Origin of the sequence: Streptomyces sp. NRRL B-24085 (assembly GCF_001282115.1) — a bacterium.
Lineage (GTDB): Bacteria > Actinomycetota > Actinomycetes > Streptomycetales > Streptomycetaceae > Streptomyces.
Window position 1 is genome coordinate 36,083 of sequence record NZ_LJBR01000008.1, and the last position, 25,946, is coordinate 62,028.

19 protein-coding genes are annotated in these 25,946 nt (G+C 68.5%); 10 read left to right on the forward strand and 9 right to left on the reverse strand.

All coding sequences use genetic code 11. The features are described 5' to 3' along the window. Positions 1-110: 110 nt before the first annotated feature. Positions 111-1,496, reverse strand: a complete 1,386-nt coding sequence (locus AOJ26_RS01070; protein ID WP_053846231.1) for a serine hydrolase domain-containing protein — start codon at positions 1,494-1,496, stop codon at positions 111-113. Positions 1,497-1,599: 103 nt separating this feature from the next. Then, entirely contained in the window at positions 1,600-3,078 is a 1,479-nt protein-coding gene (dnaB, locus tag AOJ26_RS01075; RefSeq protein WP_053846232.1) for a replicative DNA helicase, read from the reverse strand. Positions 3,079-3,528: 450 nt separating this feature from the next. Between dnaB and AOJ26_RS01080 the strand changes: the two genes are divergently transcribed. Next, complete coding sequence (locus AOJ26_RS01080; protein WP_053846233.1) at positions 3,529-4,875, forward strand: MATE family efflux transporter; 1,347 nt, start codon at positions 3,529-3,531, stop codon at positions 4,873-4,875. 141 nt (positions 4,876-5,016) lie between these two features. Here AOJ26_RS01080 and rplI read toward each other — a convergent pair whose 3' ends face one another. From rplI to rpsF, 4 genes are all read right to left on the reverse strand, one after another. Continuing rightward, on the reverse strand, positions 5,017-5,463 hold the full coding sequence (gene rplI, locus AOJ26_RS01085) for a 50S ribosomal protein L9 (protein WP_020134131.1): 447 nt from the start codon (positions 5,461-5,463) through the stop codon (positions 5,017-5,019). An 18-nt stretch (positions 5,464-5,481) separates the two neighbouring features. Beyond that, positions 5,482-5,718, reverse strand: coding sequence for a 30S ribosomal protein S18 (rpsR, locus tag AOJ26_RS01090; RefSeq protein WP_003949403.1), 237 nt, complete (start codon positions 5,716-5,718; stop codon positions 5,482-5,484). A 57-nt stretch (positions 5,719-5,775) separates the two neighbouring features. Further along, the gene (locus AOJ26_RS01095) at positions 5,776-6,372 is read right to left on the reverse strand and encodes a single-stranded DNA-binding protein (RefSeq protein ID WP_053846234.1); all 597 of its coding nucleotides are present in this window, start codon (positions 6,370-6,372) and stop codon (positions 5,776-5,778) included. A gap of 77 nt (positions 6,373-6,449) precedes the next feature. Further along, the gene (gene rpsF / locus AOJ26_RS01100) at positions 6,450-6,740 is read right to left on the reverse strand and encodes a 30S ribosomal protein S6 (RefSeq protein WP_007383258.1); all 291 of its coding nucleotides are present in this window, start codon (positions 6,738-6,740) and stop codon (positions 6,450-6,452) included. A 263-nt stretch (positions 6,741-7,003) separates the two neighbouring features. Here rpsF and AOJ26_RS01105 point away from each other — a divergent pair, with 263 nt between their 5' ends. From AOJ26_RS01105 to AOJ26_RS01115, 3 genes are all read left to right on the forward strand, one after another. Then, positions 7,004-7,318 carry a hypothetical protein gene (locus AOJ26_RS01105; protein ID WP_053846235.1) on the forward strand — a complete coding sequence of 105 codons (315 nt, stop codon included), beginning with the start codon at positions 7,004-7,006 and terminating at the stop codon, positions 7,316-7,318. 178 nt (positions 7,319-7,496) lie between these two features. Next, the gene (gene femX, locus AOJ26_RS01110) at positions 7,497-8,618 is read left to right on the forward strand and encodes a peptidoglycan bridge formation glycyltransferase FemX (protein WP_020134135.1); all 1,122 of its coding nucleotides are present in this window, start codon (positions 7,497-7,499) and stop codon (positions 8,616-8,618) included. A gap of 74 nt (positions 8,619-8,692) precedes the next feature. After that, positions 8,693-9,724, forward strand: a complete 1,032-nt coding sequence (locus tag AOJ26_RS01115) for an alanine racemase (RefSeq protein ID WP_053846236.1) — start codon at positions 8,693-8,695, stop codon at positions 9,722-9,724. Between the two features lie 102 nt (positions 9,725-9,826). On the opposite strand, the gene AOJ26_RS01120 is transcribed toward AOJ26_RS01115, so the two are convergent. Together AOJ26_RS01120 and AOJ26_RS01125 are read right to left on the reverse strand one after the other, a co-directional pair. Next, entirely contained in the window at positions 9,827-11,326 is a 1,500-nt protein-coding gene (locus AOJ26_RS01120) for a glycosyltransferase family 87 protein (RefSeq protein ID WP_053846237.1), read from the reverse strand. Positions 11,327-11,434: 108 nt separating this feature from the next. Continuing rightward, positions 11,435-14,122: a transglycosylase domain-containing protein gene (locus tag AOJ26_RS01125; RefSeq protein ID WP_078959688.1), complete on the reverse strand. Its 2,688-nt coding sequence runs from the start codon at positions 14,120-14,122 to the stop codon at positions 11,435-11,437. 351 nt (positions 14,123-14,473) lie between these two features. Here AOJ26_RS01125 and AOJ26_RS01130 point away from each other — a divergent pair, with 351 nt between their 5' ends. The 3 genes from AOJ26_RS01130 (at position 14,474) to AOJ26_RS01140 (ending at position 17,643) form a co-directional block, all read left to right on the forward strand. Further along, positions 14,474-15,154, forward strand: coding sequence for a PadR family transcriptional regulator (locus AOJ26_RS01130; RefSeq protein ID WP_053846238.1), 681 nt, complete (start codon positions 14,474-14,476; stop codon positions 15,152-15,154). 44 nt (positions 15,155-15,198) lie between these two features. Further along, complete coding sequence (locus tag AOJ26_RS01135) at positions 15,199-16,281, forward strand: inositol-3-phosphate synthase (protein ID WP_053846239.1); 1,083 nt, start codon at positions 15,199-15,201, stop codon at positions 16,279-16,281. Between the two features lie 87 nt (positions 16,282-16,368). Next, the gene (locus AOJ26_RS01140) at positions 16,369-17,643 is read left to right on the forward strand and encodes an MFS transporter (protein ID WP_053846240.1); all 1,275 of its coding nucleotides are present in this window, start codon (positions 16,369-16,371) and stop codon (positions 17,641-17,643) included. Between the two features lie 83 nt (positions 17,644-17,726). Here the strand turns inward: AOJ26_RS01140 and AOJ26_RS01145 are convergent, their stop codons facing one another. Continuing rightward, positions 17,727-19,169 carry a CCA tRNA nucleotidyltransferase gene (locus tag AOJ26_RS01145; protein WP_053846241.1) on the reverse strand — a complete coding sequence of 481 codons (1,443 nt, stop codon included), beginning with the start codon at positions 19,167-19,169 and terminating at the stop codon, positions 17,727-17,729. A gap of 257 nt (positions 19,170-19,426) precedes the next feature. On the opposite strand from AOJ26_RS01145, the gene AOJ26_RS01150 reads away from it, so the two are divergent. From AOJ26_RS01150 to AOJ26_RS01160, 3 genes are all read left to right on the forward strand, one after another. After that, positions 19,427-21,796 (forward strand): DUF6049 family protein, encoded by a 2,370-nt coding sequence (locus AOJ26_RS01150; RefSeq protein ID WP_053846242.1) that lies wholly within the window; start codon positions 19,427-19,429, stop codon positions 21,794-21,796. Between the two features lie 44 nt (positions 21,797-21,840). Continuing rightward, the gene (murJ, locus tag AOJ26_RS01155; protein WP_053846243.1) at positions 21,841-24,111 is read left to right on the forward strand and encodes a murein biosynthesis integral membrane protein MurJ; all 2,271 of its coding nucleotides are present in this window, start codon (positions 21,841-21,843) and stop codon (positions 24,109-24,111) included. A 119-nt stretch (positions 24,112-24,230) separates the two neighbouring features. Continuing rightward, a complete protein-coding gene (locus tag AOJ26_RS01160; protein ID WP_053846244.1) occupies positions 24,231-25,943 on the forward strand; it encodes a protein kinase family protein in 1,713 nt (570 codons plus the stop codon). Positions 25,944-25,946: the final 3 nt, after the last annotated feature.

Consider the following 25,946-nt stretch of genomic DNA (forward strand, 5'->3'; position numbering starts at 1 on the left):
TCTCCCGCAGGGCCGTTTCCTCGCGGCGCAGCAAGGCGCTCTGTTTCACGTGAAACAGAGCGCCGCTAGGTGCAGGGCTTCGCCGGGCACGCGCCCGCCGGGCAGGGGACCTAACCGATGCCTCGCCACCCCGCCGGATCCACTCCACCGGGCACGGAAGCCGCCTCGTCGTACGGCTGCCGCGTGAACACGAACGAGCCGAGGTCGAGGTGGTCCACGCTTCCGTCAGGCCGCCGTACGGCCTTCAGGACCTCGCCGTGGAAGTAGCCCTCCAGACCGGTCCAGGTGCCGTCACCGTTGGCCCGGAATCGCGAGCGCCGGCCTGCTCCCGACAGAGGCTCCAGCGAAGCGAGTCCATCCGCTGTGAGCCGTAGGGCGAATCCGTTCGTTCCCCAGTACCACTGGCCCGCCAACTCCAGTGCGGGCGAGTCGGCCTCGCGCATCGGGCGCCACGGCGCGGGAATCCTGGGCTCGGCCTCGGCGACGATCCGCACGAGATCGGCCCCCACGACGGACAACAGGGGGCCGGAGGTGCAGTTGGCGAGCACGACCGCGGCGACATCGTCCGCCACACTGATCGTGAGATTCGCGAGAAAGCCCGGCAACGAGCCCGAATGACCGACGAGCAGCCGCCCGTCACGGTGCTGGACCTGCAACCCGAGCCCGTAAGAGGCACCGTCGACGAGCTCGGCCGCCCCGGCCGGCGCCGCGGGCGTCCGCATCCCCCGCACGGTCTCCGCGCACAGCACCCGGTCGTCGCCGTTCGCCAGGAAGACCGCGAAGCGCGCCAAGTCCGCCGTGGTGGACCAGAGTTGCCCGGCAGGAGCCATCCGCCCCAGATCCTCGGAGGGTTCGGGAAGCATCACATCGGCCCACGGATGGACCGCCCACCCGCCCGCATGCGGTGCTTCGGGACGGACCGTCGTGCGGGTCAGCCCCAGAGGCGCGAGTACTTCCCGCCGGAGCACCTCCTCCCAAGGAGCCCCGCGCAGTCGCTCGACGAGTGCTCCGAGCAGGGTGTAGCCGGGGTTCGAGTAGTGGAAGAGGCGTCCCACCGGATGCAGCAAGGGCTGCTCGCCCAGCACGTCGGCGAGTTCGGGGCGCAGATCGCCCGAGGTGCGCTCCCACCAGGGTGCCGGGGACTCGGCCGCCAACCCACCGGTGTGGGCGAGGAGTTCGGCGACGGTTGCCTCCCCCGCTCCCGTGCCGGGCAGGTTCTTCTCCAGCGGATCGCCCAGGTCGAGCAGTCCCTCGTCCCGCAGTCGCAGGACGAGGACGGCGGTGAAGGTCTTGGTGATCGAGCCGATGCGGTACTGCACGTTCTCGTCCGGGCCGTGCCCGTCCACCGAAGTGCGTGCACCGCGCCACACGGTCCGTCCGTCCCGCACGACCTCCGCGACCAGTGAGGGCGCACGCCCCTCCGCCTGAGCCACGGCGATCCGGTGCAGCAGCGCCCGGCGCGTGCCGGGAAGCAGCTCTTCCTGAGATGTCGTCATGCCCCCAGTCCATCCCGTGGAGCGCACGGGCGTCGACTTCATTAGCCCTGGGAGCGTCATGACGGCGGCCCGGCGAGCTGCTGCCGTCGGCGTGACCCGGGCCTCAGGTCTGGGCCATGTCCACGAAGCGCGAGTAGTGGCCCTGGAAGGCGACCGTGATCGTCGCCGTGGGGCCGTTACGGTGCTTGCCCACGATGATGTCCGCCTCGCCCGCGCGGGGCGACTCCTTCTCGTAGGCGTCCTCACGGTGCAGCAGGATCACCATGTCGGCGTCCTGCTCGATGGATCCGGACTCACGCAGGTCGGACACCATGGGCTTCTTGTCCGTGCGCTGCTCGGGACCACGGTTGAGCTGCGAGAGCGCGATCACCGGGACCTCCAGCTCCTTGGCGAGGAGCTTGAGGTTACGGGACATGTCCGAGACCTCCTGCTGACGGCTCTCGGAGCGCTTGGAGCCACCGGCCTGCATCAGTTGCAGATAGTCGATGATCACGAGCTTGATGTCGTTGCGCTGCTTCAGTCGCCGGCACTTCGCCCGGATCTCCATCATTGACAGGTTCGGGGAGTCGTCGATGTAGAGCGGCGCGGAGGACACCTCGGGCATCCTGCGCGCCAGCCGGGTCCAGTCCTCGTCCGTCATGGTGCCCGAACGCATGTGGTGCAGGGCCACCCGCGCCTCGGCCGACAGCAGACGCATCGCGATCTCGTTGCGCCCCATCTCGAGGGAGAAGATGACGCTGGCCAGGTTGTGCTTGATGGAGGCCGCGCGGGCGAAGTCCAGCGCGAGCGTGGACTTTCCCATGGCGGGTCGGGCCGCGATGACGATCATCTGGCCCGGGTGCAGGCCGTTGGTGAGCGAGTCGAGGTCGGTGAAACCGGTGGGAACACCGGTCATCTCACCGCTGCGGGACCCGATCGCCTCGATCTCGTCGAGCGCGCCCTCCATGATGTCGCCGAGCGGCAGGTAGTCCTCGCTGGTGCGCTGCTCGGTGACCGCGTAGATCTCGGCCTGGGCGCGGTTGACGATCTCGTCGACGTCGTCGTCGGCCGCGTATCCCATCTGGGTGATGCGCGTGCCCGCCTCGACCAGACGCCGCAGGACCGCCCGCTCGTGGACGATCTCCGCGTAGTACTCGGCGTTCGCCGCCGTCGGCACGGTCTGGACGAGGGTGTGCAGATACGATGCGCCGCCGACCTTGTTGATCTCACCGCGCTTGGTGAGTTCGGCGGCGATGGTGATGGGGTCGGCCGGCTCGCCCTTGGCGTAGACGTCCAGGATCGCCTGGAAGATCGTCTCGTGGGCGGGTTTGTAGAAGTCGTGGCCCTTGATGACCTCGACGACGTCCGCGATGGCGTCCTTGGACAGGAGCATGCCGCCGAGGACGGACTGCTCGGCGTCCAGGTCCTGGGGCGGGACCCGCTCGAAGGCCGTGCCTCCGCCGTCCCAGTCGCCGGTGTCCCTGCCGCGTTCGTGCTGTTCGTCGCGCCCCCGGCCCCCGTCGCCGCGGCGGCGCGAGGAAGGGAGACGATCGCTGGGACCGCTGTCGGCCCACGGGTCGTCCAAGGGCTCGGAAATACTCACCGAGCCACCTCCTCCCGTCCGCCGAGCGGACCTCGCCGTGCTTCTCAGTTCTACGGCACGGCACTGACAAATGAGACGCCCAACTCCGGTTCTGGCGCGTCGGGTTTGTGATGGTTTCCAAGCCGACGGACGGAGCGGGCGCCGGACCACGGTAGGCCCGCGGGCACCGTCAGCCAATCTGGTTATCCACAGGCCATGTGGACGACGGCCCGGATGCTGTGGAGAACTCCTCAAAACCTGTGCACGACCCGGTGGACAGCCCTGTGAACAAGCTCCGGACCTTTCCGAAAGAGCTGCCCTGACCTGCTCTTTCGCCGTCCACCGGCTGTGCAGAAGAAAAACTTTCCCGGTCGGCGCAAGATCAGTTCGAACTGTACACAGCGGCGCACACGCCCTGAACACACGTAAGGGTTCAACCCGGATTGCATCTCTTACCTGTGGACGATTAGATTGGTGCACATGACACAGGCGTCCGCGACCCCCAAGGCCACCCGGCGACAGCACGACCGCGAGATCGTCGCACTCGCCGTTCCGGCCTTCGGCGCGCTCGTCGCCGAGCCCCTCTTCGTCCTGGCCGACAGCGCGATCGTCGGCCACTTGGGCACCGCCCAACTCGCCGGTCTCGGCATCGCCTCAGCCCTTCTCACGACGGCCGTCAGTGTCTTCGTCTTCCTCGCCTACGCCACCACCGCGGCGGTTGCCCGCCGCGTGGGAGCGGGCGACCTCCCGGCCGCCATCCGTCAGGGCATGGACGGCATCTGGCTGGCACTGCTGCTCGGTGCCGCTGTCATCGCCGTCGTCCTGCCGGCCGCACCGTCGATCGTGGAGCTCTTCGGTGCCTCTGACACCGCCGCTCCCTACGCGACCACCTATCTGCGGATCTCCGCCCTCGGTATCCCGGCCATGCTGGTCGTGCTCGCTTCGACCGGGGTGCTCCGTGGGTTGCAGGACACCAGGACTCCGCTCTACGTCGCCATCGCCGGCTTCGTGGCCAACGGCGCTCTCAACGCGGTTCTCGTCTACGGTGCCGACCTCGGCATCGCGGGCTCCGCCTGGGGCACCGTCATCGCCCAGTGCGGCATGGCCGCCGCCTATCTCGTGGTCGTGGTCCGCGGCGCCCGGAAACACGGCGCGTCCTTGCGTCCCGACGCCACGGGGATCAGGGCCTCCGCCCAGGCCGGTGTCCCGCTGCTGGTCCGCACGTTGTCCCTGAGGGCGATCCTGATGATCGCCACGGCCGTCGCAGCCCGCCTGGGGGACGCCGACATCGCGGCCCACCAGATCATCCTGTCCCTGTGGAGCCTGCTGGCCTTCGCACTGGACGCCATCGCCATCGCCGGCCAGGCCATCATCGGTCGCTACCTGGGGGCGGAGGACACAGAAGGAGCCCGCCAGGCATGCCGCCGGATGGTCGAGTGGGGCATCGCGGTCGGAGTCGCACTCGGTGTGCTGGTCGTGCTCTCCCGACCGCTTTTCCTCCCCCTGTTCACCGGTGACTCCACGGTCAGGGACGCCGCTCTGCCCGCTCTGGTGATCGTCGCTCTCTCCCAGCCGATCTGCGGAGTGGTCTTCGTCCTGGACGGCGTGCTGATGGGAGCCGGAGACGGCCCCTACCTCGCCTGGGCCATGGTGATCACTCTGGCCGTCTTCGCTCCGATAGCCCTGCTCGTGCCCGCACTGGACGGTGGACTCACCGCCCTGTGGGCAGCGATGACGCTGATGATGGTGATCCGCATGCTGACACTCTGGCTGCGGACCCGTTCGGGCCGCTGGCTCGTCACCGGCGCGACCCGCTGACCGTTTCACGTGAAACGCGATGGCCCGCCACGTTTCACGTGAAACACCCTGAGCTCCACGCTTGCGCCACAGCATGCAAGAGGGGCCGTACCCCGACGGGTACGGCCCCTCTCACCACTGCTCAGACAACCGCTGGGGTCGTCAGGCCGCGACGACCTCGATGTTGACCTTGGCGGCAACCTCGGGGTGCAGACGCACGGACGTCTCGTGGGCGCCCAGGGTCTTGATCGGCGAGCCCAGCTCGATACGGCGCTTGTCGACCTCGGGGCCACCGGAAGCCTTGATCGCGGAAGCGATGTCGGCCGGGGTGACGGAACCGAAGAGACGACCGGCGTCGCCGGAGCGGACGGCCAGGCGGACCTTGACACCCTCGAGCTGGGCCTTCACCTGGTTGGCCTGCTCGATGGTCTGGATCTCGTGGATCTTGCGAGCGCGACGAATCTGCTCGACGTCCTTCTCGCCACCCTTGGTCCAACGGATCGCGAAGTTCCGCGGGATCAGGTAGTTGCGAGCGTAACCGTCCTTGACGTCGACGACGTCGCCCGCGGCACCGAGGCCGGAGACCTCGTGGGTGAGGATGATCTTCATTAGTCGGTCACCCTTCCCTTATCGCGCGGTGGAGGTGTAGGGCAGCAGCGCCATCTCACGGCTGTTCTTGACAGCCGTGGCGACGTCACGCTGGTGCTGCGTGCAGTTGCCGGTCACGCGGCGGGCACGGATCTTGCCGCGGTCGGAAATGAACTTCCGCAGCATGTTCGTGTCCTTGTAGTCCACGTACGTGACCTTGTCCTTGCAGAAAGCGCAGACCTTCTTCTTAGGCTTGCGCACAGGCGGCTTCGCCATGGTGTTTCTCCTGTGTGATCAAGAAGTGTGGGTACGACCCACCCCTCGGCCCGAGGCCTAGAAGGGGGGCTCGTCCGAGTAGCCGCCGCCACCGCCGCCGCCGCCGGAGTTTCCACCCCAGCCGCCGCCACCGCCGCCCTGGTTGCCACCGGCGGGAGCGCCGGTCGCCCACGGGTCGTCGGCGGGAGCGCCGCCGCCCTGCTGACCGCCGCCGGAGCCACCGCCCCAGCCGCCGCCACCCTGGCCACCGCCGCCGCCGTAACCGCCCTGGCCACCACGGCCGGCACCGCCGGCGGTCTTGGTGACCTTGGCCGTGGCATTGCGCAGGCTGGCGCCGACTTCCTCGACGTCCAGCTCGTAGACCGTGCGCTTGACGCCCTCACGGTCCTCGTAGGACCGCTGCTTCAGCCGGCCCTGCACGATGACGCGCATGCCTCGCTGGAGCGACTCGGCGACGTTCTCCGCCGCCTGACGCCAGACCGAGCAGGTCAGGAACAGGCTCTCGCCGTCCTTCCACTCGTTCGTCTGGCGGTCGAAGGTGCGGGGGGTGGACGCGACACGGAACTTCGCGACCGCCGCACCGGAAGGGGTGAAGCGCAGCTCGGGGTCGTCGACAAGATTGCCGACGACCGTGATGACGGTCTCGCCTGCCATGGGGAACCTCTCGGCGGGTTTGCTCTGGCTGCTTGGTTGCTGCTACTCGAATCCCGGGATCAACTGAGCGGGAGAGCTCAGTGGGTCTCGGGGCGGAGGACCTTGGTCCGGAGGACCGACTCGTTCAGGTTCAGCTGGCGGTCGAGCTCCTTGACGACCGCAGGCTCGGCCTGCAGGTCGATGACCGAGTAGATGCCCTCGGGCTTCTTCTTGATCTCGTACGAGAGCCGACGACGGCCCCAGGTGTCGACCTTCTCCACCTTGCCGTTGCCCTCACGGACGACGGAGAGGAAGTTCTCGATCAGGGGGGCGACAGCGCGCTCCTCCAGATCGGGGTCGAGGATGACCATCACCTCGTAGTGACGCATGTGGAACCCACCTCCTTTGGACTCAACGGCCACGGTCGTTCCGTGGCAGGAGGGTTGTGATGCGTACGCAACGGTATCGGCCGCCACTGACAATCGAGGCTTCCTCGCGGTAGTCCCGGTCGTGACATGGGCAGACACCGTGCAGACGGTACAGACTACCCGCACACCGGCTTCCGGTTGAAATCCGGCCCCGGGCACGGTCACTCTGTACACATCGGGTGTGTATGGCGCTACGATGCGCCGCCTTCCGCAGGAGGTGCCCTATGGCACAGGCAATGCGACCCAACACCGCCGGAGGCCTTTTCGCCACGGACGGAAAGCCCCACCCCCTCCAGGACACGCTGCTCGCGGTGACCCTGGTGCTGGGCGTCACGGCCTTCGTCTCGGCGATGTTCCACAACCTGCACCTGCTCAGCTCCTGGACCGGCCTGGTGGGCATCCTCACCGGCGCGTACGGCCAGTGGATCTCGGAGACCACCCGGGAGCGCTTCGGACTGATCCTGGGCCTCGGCGCGGCCGCGGTCGGGTTCTTCCTCGGCATGGCGCACGGCGGCCTCTTCGGCGGGGTCATCAACTGACGCCACGGGCACCGTCCCCCGACACCACCCAAAGCACCACGGAACGCCTCGGCGGCCTCTGAGCCGGGGCGCAGGTTCCGTACGCCCAGCCGGGGCGCTCCCCGGGCGCAGTAGGCTTCGGCGCGAGAGCCGGAGCCCCTGTACCCATGGGGACACACCAGCCCGAGGAGCGCCCCGAATGAGCCTGACCCTGAGGACGATCAGTCGCGAGCAGCATCTGGCATACATCCAGAGCCTGCCCTCGGCGAGCCACATGCAGGTTCCTGCCTGGGCAGACGTCAAGGCGGAATGGCGCTCCGAGAGCCTCGGTTGGTTCGACGAGAAGACCGGCGAGCTGGTCGGCGCGGGTCTCGTCCTCTACCGCCAGCTCCCCAAGATCAAGCGTTACCTCGCCTATCTGCCCGAGGGCCCGGTCATCAACTGGTTCGCGCCGAATCTGACCGAGTGGCTGGAACCGATGCTCGCGCACCTCAAGCACCAGGGCGCCTTCTCCGTGAAGATGGGCCCGCCGGTGATCATCCGGCGCTGGGAGGCCACCTCCATCAAGGCAGGCATCCAGAACCCCGACGTCAAGCGCCTGCGCGACATCGAGGCCGACTTCATCGAGCCGCGCGCCTTCGAGGTCGCCGACAAGCTGCGTCGCATGGGCTGGCAGCAGGGCGAGGACGGGGGAGCCGGCTTCGGTGACGTGCAGCCCCGCTACGTCTACCAGGTGCCGCTCGCGAACCGCTCCCTGGAAGAGGTCCACAAGAACTTCAACCAGCTGTGGCGACGCAACATCAAGAAGGCCGAGAAGGCCGGCGTCGAGGTCGTCCAGGGCGGTTACCAGGACCTCGAGGAATGGCAGCGGCTGTACGAGATCACGGCGGTCCGTGACCACTTCCGGCCCCGCCCGCTGTCGTACTTCCAGCGGATGTGGACGGCCCTCAACACCGAGGACCCCAACCGGATGCGGCTGTACTTCGCCCGCCACGAGGGCGTGAACCTGTCGGCCGCGACGATGCTGATCGTCGGCGGGCACGTCTGGTACTCCTACGGCGCCTCCGACAACATCGGGCGTGAGGTCCGGCCCTCGAACGCGATGCAGTGGCGGATGCTGCGTGACGCCTACGCGCTCGGCGCGACCGTCTACGACCTGCGGGGCATCTCCGACTCGCTGGACGAGACCGACCACCTCTTCGGTCTGATCCAGTTCAAGGTGGGCACGGGCGGCCAGGCCGCCGAGTACCTCGGCGAGTGGGACTTCCCGCTCAACAAGCTGCTCCACAAGGCCCTCGACATCTACATGTCGCGCCGCTGACGTCGCGTTCTTCGCTTCAATAGCTCGCATACCTCTGATACACCGCAGCCACTAGAAAGGTTCCGGGTCCGGCCATGGCGCTCACGCTCTACGTCGACACCGCGCGCTGGCGGGCGCACCACAAGCACGTGCAGGAGCAGTTCCCGGGCCTCGTCCCGGTCTGCAAGGGCAACGGCTACGGCTTCGGGCACGAGCGGCTGGCGGAGGAGGCCACCCGGCTGGGCTCGGACGTCCTCGCCGTCGGCACGACCTACGAGGCCGCCCGGATCAAGGACTGGTTCGGCGGTGACCTGCTGGTGCTGACGCCGTACCGACGGGGCGAGGAGCCCGTGCCGCTGCCCGACCGGGTCATCCGTTCGGTGTCGTCCATCGACGGGGTCTACGGCCTGGTGGGTGCCCGCGTGGTCATCGAGGTGATGTCCTCGATGAAGCGGCACGGCATCAGCGAGCAGGACCTGCCGCAACTGCACGCCGCCATAGAGAACGTCCGCCTGGAGGGCTTCGCGATCCACCTGCCGCTGGACCGCACCGACGGCTCGGACGCCGTCGAGGAGGTCATCGGCTGGATGGACCGGCTGCGCGCGGCCCGGCTGCCGCTGCACACCATGTTCGTCAGCCACCTCAAGGCCGAGGACCTCGCCCGGCTGCAGCAGCAGTTCCCGCAGACCCGCTTCCGCGCCCGCATCGGGACCCGGCTGTGGCTCGGGGACCACGACTCCACCGAGTACCGCGGCGCCGTCCTGGACGTCACCCGCGTCTCCAAGGGTGACCGCTTCGGCTACCGGCAGCAGAAGGCGGCTTCCGACGGCTTCCTGGTCGTCGTGGCGGGCGGTACGTCGCACGGGGTGGGTCTGGAGGCCCCGAAGGCCCTGCACGGCGTCATGCCGCGCGCCAAGGGGGTCGCCCGGGCCGGCCTGGCCACGGTCAACCGGAACCTTTCTCCGTTCGTCTGGGGCGGCAAGCAGCGCTGGTTCGCGGAACCGCCGCACATGCAGGTCTCCATCCTGTTCGTGCCCTCGGACGCCCCGGAGCCGAAGGTCGGCGAGGAGCTGGTGGCCCACCTGCGCCACACCACCACCCAGTTCGACCGGATCGTCGACCGCTAGAACACGTCGAGAACCGCACGGGAAAAGGCCGTACACGGGGTGCCGTGTACGGCCTTTCATGTGTGGGTGCCAACCGGCGTACGCCACACGGGTGCTGTTCGCTCAGAGCGAACGATCGCCGGCCTCCCGGTCGCTGCCCCAGTCCACCGGTCCGTCGAAGTGGGCAGCGTGCCGGGGCGGATGGGCGGCGGGACCCAGCACGAAGACGTCCTCGGCCCTGTCGAGCACGCCGCCCGAGGGGTCGTCGTCGCCGGCCCGGCGCACCACGTCCCGTTCCGGCATGAGGATGTCGCGCACGACCATCGCGCACAGGTAGGCGGTGCCCAGCAGATGCAGTCCGATGGCCCAGTGGTAGCCGTCGGTCGGCAGGCCCTTGTGGGCGTTTCCGCTGGTCGTGTACGCGAGGTACATCCAGATCCCGAGGAAGTACGCCACCTCGCACGCCTGCCAGATGAGGAAGTCGCGCCACTTCGGCCGGGCCAGCACCGCCAGCGGCACCAGCCACAGGACGTACTGCGGTGAGTAGACCTTGTTGGTGAGGATGAACGCGGCGACGATCAGGAACGCCAACTGGGCGAAACGCGGCCTGCGGGGAGCGGTCAGGGCGAGCGCCGCAATGCCCGCGCAGCAGAGCAGCACCAGCAGCGTGGCGAGCGTGTTGACGGTGTCGGTGCTCAGCGGGTCGCCTGAGTTCTGGGCCAGGATCAGCCAGAAGGAACCGAAGTCCACGCCCCGCTCCTGGCTGAACGTGTAGAACTTCGACCAGCCGTCGAAGGCGAAGAGCATCACCGGCAGGTTCACCACGAGCCAGGAGACGGCCGCGCCGCCCAGGGCCTTGCCGAAGTCCCGCCACTTGCCCGCCCGCCAGCACAGCACGAACAGCGGCCCGAGCAGGAACACCGGATAGAGCTTGGCGGCCGTGGCGAGCCCCAGGAGGACCCCGAAGGCGAGCGAACGGCCCCGCGCCCACATCAGCATCGCGGAGGCCGTCAGAGCGACCGCCAGCAGGTCCCAGTTGATGGTGGCGGTCAACGCGAAGGCGGGTGCCAGAGCGAGCAGCAGACCGTCCCACGGTCGGCGGGCGTGGGTACGGGTCACGCAGACGACGATGACGGCCGCGCAGGCCATCAACATTCCGGCGTTGACCATCCAGTACCACTGTTCCTGGTCCTGGATGCTGCCGCTGCCCGGCGTGAGCCAGGCGGCGACCTCCATGAACACACCGGTCAGCACCGGGTATTCGAGGTACTGCATGTCGCCGGGGAGCTTGTCGAAGTACGGGACGAGCCCGTCGGCGAAACCGCGTCCCTGGTAGAGGTGCGGGATGTCCGAGTAGCACGCGTGGGTGTACTGGGTGCTGGCTCCGAAGAACCAGCCGCCGTTGTAGCAGGGCGCCTTCTGGACCAGGCCGAGCGCGAACACGCCGATGGCCACGAGCACGATGACCCGGACGGGCGTCCACCAGGAGGTCCCCAGCAGCGCGTGCCGCCCGAGAGGACCGCCGATGAACTCGCTGCCGTTCCTGGAGACCTCGTCGTCCTGGGTCGGACGCACCGGGTCGGACTCGTGCACGCTCGCTGGCGTCGATTCAGCACTGGGCATGCGGCCCATCCTGCCGTACAAGGCTAGGAGTACGCCGAGGGCCGCCGCACCTGGTGGGTGCGACGGCCCATGTTTCACGTGAAACACCCTCGACGGGGCATTTGGTGGCTAACCGCCCGATCCTCCGAAGAGGCCCCCATTGCCGTTGCCGTTGGTGTTGCCGCCGTTCCCCTCGGTCGATGTGGCCGTGGGCGTCGAGGTGACACCACCGTCAGTACCGCCGTTGTCCGTGCCGCCCGTTTCCTCGCACTGCCAGTCGAACCGGCAGGTCTCGGTAGCCGTGGGCGTCGGTGAGACGGGCGTCTGGCTGGGCGTCGGGGTCGGGGTCGGGCTGGGCGACTCGGTTTCGGTGGGCGTCGGGGTGGGCGTCGGGCTCGGCTCCTCGTTGACGATCTGGCCGATGGGCTCCGGCGTCGGGAAGTCGATCGCCTTCTGGCCCTTCAGCGCCTTCTCCATGTAGTCGTGCCAGATCTCGGACGGGAACGACGCACCGTGGATCTTCTCCTGGCCGCCTGTTCCGTACATCTCGAGGAACGTGCGGTTCTTCTTGGTCTCGTCGTCGTCCAGTCGGAACATGGTGATCGACGTGGAGAGCTGCGGGGTGTACCCGACGAACCAGGCGGACTTGTTGCCGTCAGTGGTACCGGTCTTGCCGGCCACCTCACGACCGGTCAGCTGGGCGTTGGTACCCGTACCGTCCTCGACGACGGTCTTGAGGACGTCGGTGACGTTGTCGGCGACCTTCTTCTCGAACGCCTGCTTGGGCTGCGCCTTGTGCGTGAAGACGTCGCCGTCCTTGCTCGTGACCCTCTCGACGGAGTACGGCTCGTTCTGCTTGCCGCTGGCCGCGAAGGTCGCGTACGCGCCCGCCATGCGGATCGCGCTGGGGTCGGAGATGCCGATGGAGAAGGACGGGTAGTTGGTGCCGGCCAGGCTGTTCTCCTTGAGGCCCGCGTCCATGGCCGACTCCTTCACCTTGTCCAGGCCGACGTCCATGCCGAGCTGCACGAAGGCGGAGTTCACGGACTCCCGCATCGCCTCACGAAGGTCGATCTGGTACTTGGGCGGAGAGCCGTAGGACTGCCTGCCGTCGTTCTCCTGGAGCCACTCCTTGCCCTCCTCGTTCTTCCAGATCGAACCGTCGTAGTTCTCGATCTTGAGGTTGTTCTTACCGCTGAACAGGCTCTTCGCGTTGACGACCGTGCGCTCGTCCTGCGCCTGGCTCTCACCGAGGTCGGGATCGCGCACGCCCCACTTCATCGCCGCGGCGAGCACGAACGTCTTGAACGTCGAGCCGACCTGGGCACCGGTGGAGTCGCAGTTGTTGGTGAAGTGGGTGGTTGCGTCCACGCCGCCGTAGCAGGCCCGGATCGCCCCGGTGGCCGGTTCCACCGACGCCCCGCCGAACTGGACGTAGGTGTCCTTGTCCGGGCGCTTCTTGGGGTCGATGTTCTCCTTGCGGACCTTCTTGACCGCTGCCTCGAGCTCACCGACCTTCTTCTTGTCGAAGGTCGTGTAGATCGAGTAGCCGCCCTGCTGAAGCTGGTCGGCGCTGATGATCTTGTTGTTGATCAGGTACGCCTTGGCGAGGTCGACCAGGTAGCCGATCTGCCCCTTGAGCTGGGTGTTGGAACGGGGGTTCTGCCACTTGGGCAGCGTGGTGTACTTGGCCCGCTCCGCCGCGCTGAGGTGGCCGTACTCGACCATCTTGTTGAGGGTGTCCTGCATCTGCCGCAGGGCCCGCCTCTGGTTGGCCTCAGGTGTGGCCTGCGTCGCGTCGATGGAGGTCGCGCCCGCCGGGTCGTAGTACGTGGCGCCCTTGAGCATGGCGGAGAGGAAGGCGCACTCACCCGGGTTCAGGTCCTTGGCGTCCTTGTTGAAGTACGCACGCGCGGCTGCCTGGATGCCGTAGGCGTTGCGGCCGTAGTACGCGGAGTTCAGGTACCCCGCCATGATCTCGTCCTTGTTGACCGTGGCGCCCACCTTGATGGAGATGAAGATCTCCTTGAACTTGCGCGTGACGGTCTGGGACTGGTCGTTCAGGCGCGCGTTCTTGACGTACTGCTGGGTGATGGTGGAACCACCCTGGGTGTTGCCGCCCCTGGCCATGTTGAACACCGCGCGGGCGATGCCCTTGGGGTCGATGCCGCTGTCGGTGTAGAAGGTCTTGTTCTCCTGCGAGACGACGGCGTACTGCATCGCCTTCGGGATCTGCGCGAGGTTGACGATCTGGCGGTTGGTCTCGCCACCGGTGGAGACCATCTCGGTGTCGTCGGACCAGTAGTAGACGTTGTTCTGCGCCGTCGCGGTCTCCGCGACGTTCGGAACGCTCACGAGGGCGTACCCGACGCCGGCGACCGCCACCAGGCTGCCGATGAAGCCGATGAACAGGCCCGTCACCAGCTTCCAGGACGGCACCCAGCGGGCCACGCCGTACTTGCCCGCGCGCGGGTAGTCGATGAAGCGTTTCTTGCCCGGGTCGGAAGCGCGTCCCCGGCCGGCCGGCGCCCCGCGCCTGCCGGCGCGAGCAGGCTCCGCCCCTCTGCGGCGGCCCCCGCCGCCCGTGCTTCTCTGGGCCGCACGGCGGGCCTCGGCACGGCCGCCGTACGGACGGTCCTCGCCTCCCGGACCGTGGGATGCCGAATCCTGGGAGCTGCTCCCATAGGAGTCGGCAAGAGACCCGGTGGCGCCTCGCGGAGCCGCGCGGCGACCGGAGGACGAGCCGGACTGGCCGCGTCGGGCCGCGGCACGTCCGCCTCCCTGCGGCTGCGGCGGTTTGCGACGGTGCTCGCTCATCGAACGACTACTCCTCGGGCAGGCGCACCCTTGCGCGCCTGGAAACGGCGGCTGGTTTCCGGTCCCCCCGAAGTACGGATGTGGTCGGTCGCGCATTCATCCGTACCGCACCGGGACAGCAACGCCCCCCAGGCGTCACTTGGTTCCCGGTGGTGTGCATGCCGCACAGACTACGCACCGTCAAAACCTGCTGAGCCCCGAAGTTCACCTCAAATCCGGCAACTTGGCTCGCATGAATCATTGATGTGATCCCGTTCACCGTCCTCCCACTTGTCGCTGCCGGAAGGGCGTTCTATCGTCTTGATGTATCGAGTCGATACATCGGTGCGAGACAGTGACGAGGAGGCGACGATGAGCCGGCGTTCCGGGATCCTCGAATTCGCCGTGCTCGGCCTGCTCCGCGAGTCCCCGATGCACGGCTATGAGCTGCGCAAACGTCTCAATACATCCCTGGGCGTGTTCCGAGCCTTCAGCTACGGCACGCTCTACCCCTGCCTCAAGACGCTGCTCGCCAACGGCTGGTTGATCGAGGAACCGGGGAACACCACCGAGGACGCCCTCGCCGCACCACTCGCAGGGCGTCGCGCCAAGATCGTCTATCGGTTGACGGCGGAAGGTAAGGAGCACTTCGAGGAGCTGCTCTCGCAGACGGGTCCCGACGCGTACGAGGACGAGCACTTCGCCGCTCGTTTCGCCTTCTTCGGGCAGACCTCGCGCGACGTCCGCATGCGAGTCCTCGAAGGCCGGCGCAGCCGGCTGGAGGAGCGCCTGGAGAAGATGAGTGCCTCGCTGGCACGCACCCGGGAGCGCCTCGACGACTACACACTCGAGCTCCAGCGCCACGGGATGGAGTCCGTGGAGCGCGAAGTGCGCTGGCTGAACGAGCTCATCGAGAGCGAGCGGGCCGGCCGGGACCTCAAGGGCCCCGGCCGAGGCGAAGCCGCTCGCGACACCACAGAGGGAGCGCCGGGCGTCCTGCCCCGGCCCGGGGACACCCCCGGTCCGGATACGCCCGGCGACACCGCCACGTGAGGTCCCTGCCAGGGCCTCACTCGTACACACAGGGAGCAACCGGAATGGGTTCGGTTCGCGTAGCCGTCGTCGGCGTGGGCAACTGCGCTGCGTCGCTGGTTCAGGGAGTCGAGTACTACAAGGACGCCGACCCGGCGTCGAAGGTCCCCGGGCTGATGCACGTCCAGTTCGGCGACTACCACGTGCGTGACATCGAGTTCGTCGCGGCGTTCGACGTCGACGCGAAGAAGGTCGGTCTCGACCTCGCCGATGCCATCGGCGCCTCCGAGAACAACACCATCAAGATCTGCGACGTGCCGAACACCGGCGTGACCGTCCAGCGCGGCCACACCCTTGACGGTCTCGGCAAGTACTACCGCGAGACCATCGAGGAGTCCGCCGAGGCCCCGGTCGACGTCGTCCAGGTCCTCAAGGACAAGCAGGTCGACGTCCTCGTCTGCTACCTGCCCGTCGGTTCCGAGGACGCGGCGAAGTTCTACGCCCAGTGCGCCATCGACGCCAAGGTCGCCTTCGTCAACGCCCTCCCGGTCTTCATCGCCGGCACCAAGGAGTGGGCGGACAAGTTCACCGAGGCGGGCGTCCCGATCGTCGGCGACGACATCAAGTCCCAGGTCGGCGCGACCATCACGCACCGCGTCATGGCGAAGCTGTTCGAGGACCGCGGCGTCGTCCTGGACCGCACGATGCAGCTCAACGTCGGCGGCAACATGGACTTCAAGAACATGCTTGAGCGGGACCGCCTCGAGTCGAAGAAGATCTCCAAGACGCAGGCCGTCACCTCCCAGATCCCCGACCGGGACCTCGGCGAGAAGAACGTCCACATCGGCCCGTCCGACTACGTGGCCTGGCTCGACGACCGCAAGTGGGCGTACGTCCGCCTCGAGGGCCGCGCCTTCGGCGACGTCCCGCTGAACCTGGAGTACAAGCTCGAGGTCTGGGACTCCCCGAACTCCGCCGGTGTCATCATCGACGCCCTGCGCGCCGCGAAGATCGCCAAGGACCGCGGCATCGGCGGCCCGATCCTGTCGGCCTCCAGCTACTTCATGAAGTCCCCGCCGGTCCAGTACTTCGACGACGAGGCCCGCGAGAACGTCGAGAAGTTCATCAAGGGTGAAGTCGAGCGCTAAGGCTCACTCAAACGCTCCTGCCAGGGCCGTAGAGGGTCCCCGGGCTGTATCGCCCGGGGACCCTCGCCGTATGTGAGGCTGTGCCCCATGTCCGTCGTCCGCGATCTGCGTGTCCTTCTCCGCTTCCGGGACTTCCGGCGCCTGCTCTCCGTGCGCCTGCTCTCCCAGGGCGCGGACGGCGTCTACCAGATCGCGCTCGCCGCCTACGTCGTGTTCTCCCCGGAGAAGCAGACCTCGGCCACGGCGATCGCCTCCGCGATGGCGGTCCTGCTCCTCCCGTACTCCTTGGTGGGCCCGTTCGCCGGCGTCCTCCTGGACCGCTGGCGCCGCCGCCAGGTCTTCCTCTACGGCAATCTCGTACGCGCCCTGCTGGCATCGGTGACAGCCGTCCTGATGCTCGGCCATGTCCCGGACTGGCTCTTCTACGTCTCCGCCCTCTGCGTCACCGCCGTCAACCGCTTCGTCCTGTCCGGCCTGTCCGCCGCACTGCCCCGTGTAGTGGACGAGGAACGTCTGGTGATCGCCAACTCCCTCTCCCCGACGGCCGGAACGCTCGCCGCCACGACGGGCGGCGGTCTCGCCTTCCTCGTGCGACTCCTGGTCGCCGACTCCGACGCGGCCGTGGTGCTGCTGGGAGCGGGCCTGTACCTGTGCGGTGCGCTCGCCGCGCTGCGCATGCCCCCGGAACTGCTCGGTCCCGACCGCCAGTTGCTCCGACCCCGCCTCGGTGACGCCCTCACCGGCACCGCCCGCGAGCTGACCGCAGGCGTACGACACCTGGCCGCACCCGCACGTCGTCCGGCCGCCCGGGCGCTCGGAGCGATGTCGGTCATGCGGTTCTGCTACGGCGCTCTGCTCGTCATGGTGCTGATGCTCTGCCGGTACGCCCTGACGTCCGACCCGGACGACGGACTGGCTCTGCTGGGACTGGCGTTGGGCATCTCCGGCGCAGGCTTCTTCGTCGCCGCTGTCATCACCCCTTGGGCCGCCGGCAGACTCGGACCTGAGCGCTGGATCGTCGTGTGCGCGGCGACCGCCGCGATCCTGGAACCTGCCCTCGGGCTCCCCTTCGCCACCGTCCCCATGCTCGTCGCGGCGTTCGTACTGGGCCTGATCACGCAGGGCGCCAAGATCGCCACGGACACGATCGTGCAGTCATCCGTCGACGACGGATTCCGGGGTCGGATCTTCTCCGTCTACGACGTCCTGTTCAACATCGCTTTCGTGGGCGCCGCAGCCATGGCCGCCCTGATCCTGCCGCCGGACGGCCGCTCGGTGGCCTTGGTGGTCACCGTCGCCGTCCTCTACGCAGCGATCGCGGTCGCGATGACGAAGCAGCGACAGATGGCGCCGGAACGATGAAGGGGCGGTGTTTCACGTGAAACACCGCCCCTCGATGCACTCGGGGTCATGTTTCACGTGAAACATGACCCCGTTTCACAGCCTCAGCCCTGAGCTGCCCACCACTCCTTGAGCGCGGCCACCGCTTCGTCGCGCTCCATCGGCCCGTTCTCCAGCCGAAGCTCCAGCATGTGCTTGTACGCACGGCCCACAGCGGGGCCGGGTGCCACACCGAGGATCTCCATGATCTGGTTGCCGTCGAGGTCGGGCCTGATCGAGTCCAGCTCCTCCTGCTCCTGAAGCTGGGAGATCCGCTCCTCCAGACCGTCGTAGGCACGCGACAGCGCGGCTGCCTTGCGCTTGTTCCTGGTCGTGCAGTCCGAGCGGGTCAGCTTGTGGAGCCGGTCGAGCAGAGGGCCCGCGTCCCGCACATAGCGGCGCACTGCCGAGTCCGTCCACTCTCCGGTGCCGTATCCGTGGAACCGGAGATGCAGTTCGACGAGCCGGGAGACGTCCTTCACCAGCTCGTTGGAGTACTTGAGCGCCGTCATCCGCTTCTTGGTCATCTTCGCTCCGACCACTTCGTGGTGGTGGAACGAGACCCGGCCGTCCTTCTCGAAGCGGCGGGTGCGCGGCTTGCCGATGTCGTGGAGCAGCGCGGCCAGGCGAAGGGTCAGATCGGGCCCTTCCTTCTCCAGCGCGATGGCCTGCTCCAGGACGATCAGCGTGTGCTCGTAGACGTCCTTGTGCCGGTGGTGCTCGTCACTCTCCAGCCGCAGGGCTGGAAGCTCCGGCAGCACATACTCCGCGAGACCCGTGTCGACCAGCAGCGTCAGTCCCTTGCGTGGATGGTCGGACAGGATGAGCTTGTTGAGCTCGTCCCTGATCCGCTCGGCGGAGACGATCTCCAGGCGTCGGGACATCTCCGTCATCGCGGTGACGACCTCGGGGGCCACCGCGAAGTCGAGCTGCGCCGCGAAGCGCGCGGCCCGCATCATCCGCAGCGGGTCGTCCGAGAAGGACGCCTCCGGAGTGCCCGGCGTCCGCAGCACCCGCGCCGCAAGGTCGTCGAGACCGCCGTGCGGGTCGATGAACTTCTTCTCCGGGAGGGCGACGGCCATCGCGTTCACAGTGAAGTCACGGCGGACGAGGTCCTCCTCGATGGAGTCGCCGTACGACACCTCGGGCTTGCGGGAGGTACGGTCGTACGCCTCGGACCGGTAGGTGGTCACCTCGATCTGGTAGCCGTCCTTCTGCGCCCCCACCGTGCCGAAGGCGATCCCGACCTCCCACACGGCGTCCGCCCACGACCGCACGATCTTCAGCACGTCCTGGGGGCGGGCGTCCGTCGTGAAGTCCAGGTCGTTGCCGAGCCGGCCGAGCAGTGCGTCCCGTACCGAACCGCCGACCAGAGCGAGTGCGAACCCCGCCTCCTGGAACCGGCGGGCGAGGTCGTCGGCGACAGGTGCGACCTCGAGCGGTTGGTTCACCGCGTGGTCCTGCACCTGACTCGGGGCACTGAGCTTGTCTTCGTTGGCGTTCGGCACAACAGAAGAGGGTACGTGGCCCGGGCGTACCCGGGCGCCTCCATTAAACGTGCACAGACTCGCCATCCGGACCTGCACAAGGTCTGCTCCGGAGACCCACGCGCGCGCTCCCCTCTATACCTGCACATTCGGGACAGCGCGGCAGCGTCCTCCGATCTTGTGGAGCGGTCCGCGGCACTTCCCCTCAGCGCGCATCGTTACCATGCGTGGACGCACATTCCGACGACCACTGACGACGACGAGGGACGGGCGAGCGCGTGGCCGAGGCGGCAGACTTCCAGGGGACGAGTCCCTCACCTGCCCGCCGCTGGCTGCGGCGCACGGGGGCCCTGCTCGCAGGGGCTCCTCTGCTGGCCGGTCTGTGCCAGTTCACCGCCGCGGCGCCCGCCGAGGCCGCCGACAGCTCCGGGTCCGTCTCCGTCGCGGTCGACACGCTCAGCCCGAGTGCGCCTACGGAGGGTGACACGCTCACCGTGTCGGGGACGGTGACCAACAACGGCAAGCAGGCCGTCTCGGCCGCCCACGTGGGACTGCGGGTCGGCCCGGAGCTGAACACCCGCTCGTCGATCGACAGGGTCAGCGGAGACGGGGACTCGCTTCAGGGCGACACGGGCTCCGAGGTCGGCGGGAAGTACGAGGCGAAGTTCGCGAAGCTGACCCCCGGGGTGGCCCAGCCCTTCACCATCTCCGTCCCGGTCGACGACTTGGACCTCGGTGACGCCGGCGTCTACCAGTTCGCCGTCTCGGTGTCGGGCAGGACCGCGGCCCAGCCGTGGGACCAGCCTCTGGGCATCCAGCGGACCTTCCTGCCCTGGCAGTCCGACGAGGCGCACACGAAGACGAAGACGACGTTCCTGTGGCCGTTGATCTCCACCGTGCACATGACGGCGGAGACCGGCTCGAACGCCCAGCAGACACCGGTCTTCCTCAACGACGACCTCGCCGAGGAGATCTCGGCGGGTGGCCGCCTGGACCAGATGCTGTCGCTGGGCGAGAACCTGGACGTCACGTGGGTGATCGATCCGGACCTGCTGGCGTCCGTCGACGCGATGACCCGCAGCTACCGGATCCAGGGCGAGGGCGACACCACCACCGCCGGCACCCACCAGGCACTCGCCAAGCAGTGGCTGGCCCGGCTGCAGACAGCGGTGGAGGACAAGGAGGTCGTCGCGCTCCCCTTCGCCGATCCCGACCTCGCCTCCCTCGCCCACAACGGCACGAGCGTCACCGGCTCGCTCAGCCACCTCCACGAGGCCACCGACGTCGCCGCCACCACGGTGCGGACCGTACTCCACGTGACACCGAGCACCGACTTCGCATGGCCCGTGAACGGCGCGGTGGACCCCGCCATCGTCAAGGTCGCCACCTCCGCCGGAGCCGACAAGGTGATCGCCCGCAGCGACAGCCTCCAGGAGACCGCCGGACTGTCGTACACACCTTCCGCGGCCCGCCCCATCGGCGGCGGCACCACGGCGGTCGTCGCGGACGCGCGGCTGTCCACGGTCTTCCAGGGCGATCTGACGAAGGCCTCGTCCGCCACGCTCGCCGTGCAGCGCTTCCTCGCCCAGAGCCTCGCCCTCGACCTCCAGACGGACAAGCAGCGCAGCATCGTCGTCGCCCCGCAGCGCATGCCCACGGCCGCCCAGGCGGACGCCATGGCCGAGGCGATCACCGCGCTGCAGGGCGGCAACTGGTCGCAGTCCCAGAAGCTCACGGCGGCGGCCGCGGCCAAGCCGGACCCCGAGGCCACCACCAAGGTGCCCTCCGCGTCCGCCTACCCCGCCTCGCTGCGCAAGCAGCAACTGCCGAAGTGGGCCTTCCAGCAGATCGCCAGCACGCAGAACAAGCTCGACAACTTCAAGGTGATCCTCTCCGACCAGTCCCGCGTCGTGACCCCCTTCGGACGGGCCATGAACCGCGAGATGTCCACGTCGTGGCGGGGCCGCGCCACCGAGGCGAGCAGCTTCCGCGCGGACGTCGAGGCCTACCTGGACGAGCTGATCTCCCAGGTGAGCCTGATCGACAAGTCGGAGACCAAGCTCTCCGGACGCAGCGCCACGATCCCCGTGACGGTCCAGAACAATCTGGTGCAGGGAGTGGAGCACCTGAGGCTGCGGCTGACCTCGCTGAGCCCGAACCGGCTCGAGATCGGCGGCTCCTCCTACTACGAGCAGCAGGTCGAGGTCTCCGGCGGCCACAGCCAGACGGTGAAGTTCACCACGACGGCCAACGCCAACGGCAAGGCCTCGGTGATCGCCCAGTTGTACACCGAGGACGGCCAGCCCTACGGCGAGCCCGTCCGGTTCGACGTGAAGGTCACCGAGTTCACGGCCACGGTCATGCTGGTCATCGGTGGCGGCGTCCTGCTGCTGGTGCTGGCAGGATTCCGGATGTACACCCAGCGCAAGCGCGCGGCCGCCCGTGAGGCCGAGCAGAACGGGCCCGACGAGGAGGCGGGTGCAGCCGTGGACGGTCCGGAGAACCCGGAAGGCTCCGAGGACCGTCTCAAGGAAGAGTCCGGCACCGGACCCCGGGCCGACGACCCGGAGCAGCCGAGTGACCTGACAGCGGACACCGCAGCGGAAAGCGCCGACCCGTCCGGCACGGGTGAGAGAGTGGACCGTTGAGGATGTCGTGGCCGGTGGGCCCGGGACGATGAGGTGGGGTAACCATGAACGCGCCGTACGACGGTGATCGCGGTCAGGGCGCGGACAACTCGGGTCGCCCCGAGGGGCCGCCGCCCGAGCACGACCAGGTGCCGCCGCAGGCTCCCGCGGACATGTACCTCCAGGACGCCTACGACCAGGACCCCTACCGGGCACAGGACCTGCATGCCCAGGACCCGGTCGCCGAGGCCCTCTACGACCGTGCCGCGCACCCCCCGCCGCCGCCCGGCACCCATCAGCCGCAGCAGCCGCTGTACTCCCAGCCGCCGCAGTCTCCCTACGCGCCGGACCCGCACGTGTGGGCGCAGACCCCGGCTCCCGAGCCGGAGGGCCCGACGCAGTACCTGCCGTACGGCGACGACCCCCGCACCACGCAGTTCGTGGGGGTCGACGACCTGGTGAGCCAGGCCGGCGAGGAGCGGCACGAGCCGGACGCGTTCGCCCACCTCTTCCGCGACCAGCAGCAGCGTGGCGGCCGGCCGACGGACCCCCCGTCGGTACCGGCGCCGGGCGGGCCGGTGCAGCCACCGCAGTTCCAGGCTCCCGTGGCGGCCGCGCCCTCGGCCGACGAGACCATGAACCTGGGGACCGCGCCGGTCGTGCCCGAGGCGGTCTCCGAAGCTCCCGCCGCCCCCGCGAAGAAGGGCGGCAAGGCGACGGGCCTGCTGAAGTCGAGCGCCGTGATGGCGGCCGGCACGATGGTCTCGCGTCTGACCGGCTTCATCCGTTCGGCACTCATCGTCTCGGCCCTCGGCACCGCCTTCCTGGGCGACTCCTTCCAGGTGGCCTACCAGCTACCGACCATGATCTACATCCTCACCGTCGGCGGCGGCCTGAACTCCGTCTTCGTGCCGCAGCTCGTACGCGCCATGAAGGAGGACGACGACGGCGGCGAGGCCTTCGCGAACCGGCTGCTGACCCTCGTCATGGTGGCTCTCGCCCTGCTCACCGCGCTCACCATGTTCGCGGCACCGCTCCTGGTGCGGGCCCTGTCGAACCCCGTGGCGACCAACCCCGCGGCCAACGACGTCGCCATCACCTTCACCCGCTACTTCCTGCCCTCCATCTTCTTCATGGGCATCCACGTGGTGATGGGGCAGATCCTCAACGCGCGCGGCAAGTTCGGCGCGATGATGTGGACCCCCGTCCTCAACAACATCGTCATCATCGTGACGCTCGCGATGTTCCTGTACGTCTACGGCACCGCCGGGCGCTCCGGCATGAGCGTCACGAACATCCCGCCGGAGGGCCAGCGGCTGCTCGGCGTGGGCATTCTGCTCGGCCTCGTGGTGCAGGCCCTCGCGATGATCCCGTATCTGCGCGAGACCGGGTTCCGGCTGCGCCTGCGCTTCGACTGGAAGGGCCACGGCCTCGGCAAGGCCGCGATGCTCGCGAAGTGGACCATCCTGTTCGTCCTCGCCAACCAGGCGGGCGCCCTGGTCGTCACCCAGCTCGCCACCGCGGCCGTCGCCGACACCAAGATCCCCGGCACCGGCTTCAGCGCCTACGCCAACGCCCAGCTGATCTGGGGCCTTCCGCAGGCCATCATCACCGTCTCGTTGATGGCCGCACTGCTGCCGCGCATCTCCCGCTCGGCCGCGGAGGACGACGCCGGCGCGGTCCGCGACGACATCTCGCAGGGCCTGCGCACCACCGCGGTCGCCATCGTGCCCATCGCCTTCGGCTTCCTCTCGCTCGGCATCCCGATGTGCACGCTGATCTTCGGTGCCTCCAGCACCGGCGCCGCCACGAACATGGGGTACATGCTGATGGCCTTCGGCCTCGGTCTGATCCCCTATTCGGTCCAGTACGTCGTCCTGCGCGCCTTCTACGCCTACGAGGACACCCGGACGCCCTTCTACAACACCGTCATCGTGGCGGCCGTCAACGCCGCTGCCTCCGCCGCCTGTTACGCCCTGCTGCCGCCCCGCTGGGCCGTGGTCGGCATGGCCGCCTCGTACGGTCTCGCGTACGCGATCGGTGTCGGCGTCGCCTGGAACCGGCTGCGCAAGCGCCTCGGCGGCGACCTGGACGGCAACCGCGTCCTGCGCACCTACGCCCGCCTCTGCATCGCCTCCGTCCCGGCGGCCCTGCTCAGCGGGGTGGCCTGCTACGGCATCGGTCACTCGCTCGGCCAGGGCGTCGTCGGTTCGTTCGCCGCGCTGATCGCGGGTGGTGCGGTTCTGCTCGGGGTCTTCTTCGTCGCCGCCCGCAGGATGCGGATCGAGGAGCTGAACTCGTTGGTCGGCATGGCCCGGGGGCGTCTGGGGCGCTGAGCCAGGGGTACGCGCACAACCATCGTCCGCCACCGTGTGTCGTGCATAGCGGCGGACTGTGGGCACAATTGGATTCTGCGTCGCACGGCGCGCAATGAATGGGGAGGCAGGGAACGACGGTGGCGGAACGGAGCACGGCTGCCGTCGACGTGGCAGACACCAGCGGTGACCAACCGCTGACCGCCCAGGCGGACCAGTCCACGGCCGACGGCGTGGCCAAGAACCGGGAGCGGGACACGGAAGACGTCGAGGCACAGGGGAGTGGCGGGACCGAGAGTCCTGGCAAGGCGTCACCGCCGGAGCTGCACAGCGGCCACAAACTCGCCAGACGCTACCGTCTCGAGGAATGCGTCACCCGTCTGGACGGGTTCAGCAGTTGGCGTGCCGTCGACGAGAAACTCCGTCGGGCCGTCGGCGTGCACATCCTGCCCGCCGACCATGCGCGGGCGCGCTCCGTCCTGGCCGCGGCCCGTTCCTCGGCGCTGCTGGGTGACCCGCGCTTCGTCCAGGTCCTGGACGCCGTCGAGGAGAACGACCTCGTCTATGTCGTCCACGAGTGGCTGCCCGACGCCACCGAGCTCACCACCCTCCTCGCCCCGGGCCCGCTGGAGGTGTACGACGCCTACCAGATGGTCAGTCAGGTGGCGTCCGCCATGGCCGCGGCCCACCGCGAGGGCCTCGCGCACCTGCGGCTGAATCCGAACGCGGTCCTGCGCACGTCGAGCGGACAGTGGCGCATCCGCGGCCTCGCCGTGAACGCCGCGCTGCGCGGCGTCGTTTCGGAGACCCCGCAGCGCACGGACACCGAGGCGATCGGCGCTCTCCTGTACGCGGCGCTCACCCAGCGGTGGCCATACGAGAGCGACGCCTACGGTCTGGCCGGCCTCCCCAAGGACGTGGGTCTCATCGCCCCCGACCAGGTGCGGGCGGGTGTCCACCGCGGGCTGTCCGAGCTGGCCATGCGCGCCCTCGCCAACGACGGGGCGACCGCCTCCCGGCACGAGTCGGCGTGCACCACGCCCGAGGAACTGGTCAAGGCGATCGGGGAGATGCCCCGCATTCGCCCGCCGGAGCCGGCTTTCACGGCCCCTCCCGAGTACCAGCGCACGACGTACCAGCAGGGCACGTACGGCCGCCCGGCACCGCCCGGTGTCACCCAGCCCGTGGCGCCCCCGCCACCGCCGCTGCAGAGCCGCACCGGCCGGGCCCTGAAGTGGGCCGTCTCGGCGCTCCTCATCGCCGCGCTGGGGCTCGGCAGTTGGCAGCTCGCGGACGCCCTGATGGACCGGGGCGGCACGTCGGACGAGAACCAGACGCAGACGACCGACGACGGCGACAAGAACAGCACCGCGCCGAAGCCGACGAAGACCCTCAGCATCGAGAACGCCCAGGAGTACGTGGCCGAGGGCGACGCCCAGCACCCCGCCGACGTGAAGCTGACGTACGACGGCAGCATGACGACGGGATGGCGGACCAGCAGTTACAAGGACGGTCCGAAGATAGTGATCAAGCCCGGCGTCGGCATCGTCTACGACCTCGGTTCCGCGCAGGAGGTGTCGGCCGCCACGCTGTCGTTCCGGTACGGCGGCGACCACACCACGGCCAAGCTGTACGCCTCGGACTCGCTCACGCCGTCCTCGCTGGACTCCCTGGACGAAATCGGTTCGGCCACGACGAACGGCACCACGGCCACGGTGAAGGTCGGCAAGCCGGTGAAGTCGCGGTACGTCCTGGTGTGGCTCACCGCGCTCCCTTACTCCGGAGCCGACTCCGCGAACTACAGCTACCCCGGCTACAAGCAGGCCATCACCAACGTGAAGTTCACCGGCTGAGAA

Excerpts from the sequence above, each read along its gene's own strand:
- AOJ26_RS01130 (WP_053846238.1), top strand. The coding sequence starts at position 14,474 with ATGAGCCGGCGTTCCGGGATCCTCGAATTCGCCGTGCTCGGCCTGCTC.
- murJ (WP_053846243.1), top strand. The coding sequence starts at position 21,841 with ATGAACGCGCCGTACGACGGTGATCGCGGTCAGGGCGCGGACAACTCG.
- AOJ26_RS01115 (WP_053846236.1), top strand. The coding sequence starts at position 8,693 with ATGGCGCTCACGCTCTACGTCGACACCGCGCGCTGGCGGGCGCACCAC.
- rpsF (WP_007383258.1), bottom strand. The coding sequence starts at position 6,740 with ATGCGTCACTACGAGGTGATGGTCATCCTCGACCCCGATCTGGAGGAG.
- AOJ26_RS01140 (WP_053846240.1), top strand. The coding sequence starts at position 16,369 with ATGTCCGTCGTCCGCGATCTGCGTGTCCTTCTCCGCTTCCGGGACTTC.
- AOJ26_RS01120 (WP_053846237.1), bottom strand. The coding sequence starts at position 11,326 with ATGCCCAGTGCTGAATCGACGCCAGCGAGCGTGCACGAGTCCGACCCG.
- AOJ26_RS01095 (WP_053846234.1), bottom strand. The coding sequence starts at position 6,372 with ATGGCAGGCGAGACCGTCATCACGGTCGTCGGCAATCTTGTCGACGAC.
- rplI (WP_020134131.1), bottom strand. The coding sequence starts at position 5,463 with ATGAAGATCATCCTCACCCACGAGGTCTCCGGCCTCGGTGCCGCGGGC.
- femX (WP_020134135.1), top strand. The coding sequence starts at position 7,497 with ATGAGCCTGACCCTGAGGACGATCAGTCGCGAGCAGCATCTGGCATAC.
- AOJ26_RS01105 (WP_053846235.1), top strand. The coding sequence starts at position 7,004 with ATGGCACAGGCAATGCGACCCAACACCGCCGGAGGCCTTTTCGCCACG.
- AOJ26_RS01125 (WP_078959688.1), bottom strand. The coding sequence starts at position 14,122 with ATGAGCGAGCACCGTCGCAAACCGCCGCAGCCGCAGGGAGGCGGACGT.
- rpsR (WP_003949403.1), bottom strand. The coding sequence starts at position 5,718 with ATGGCGAAGCCGCCTGTGCGCAAGCCTAAGAAGAAGGTCTGCGCTTTC.
- AOJ26_RS01070 (WP_053846231.1), bottom strand. The coding sequence starts at position 1,496 with ATGACGACATCTCAGGAAGAGCTGCTTCCCGGCACGCGCCGGGCGCTG.
- AOJ26_RS01135 (WP_053846239.1), top strand. The coding sequence starts at position 15,199 with ATGGGTTCGGTTCGCGTAGCCGTCGTCGGCGTGGGCAACTGCGCTGCG.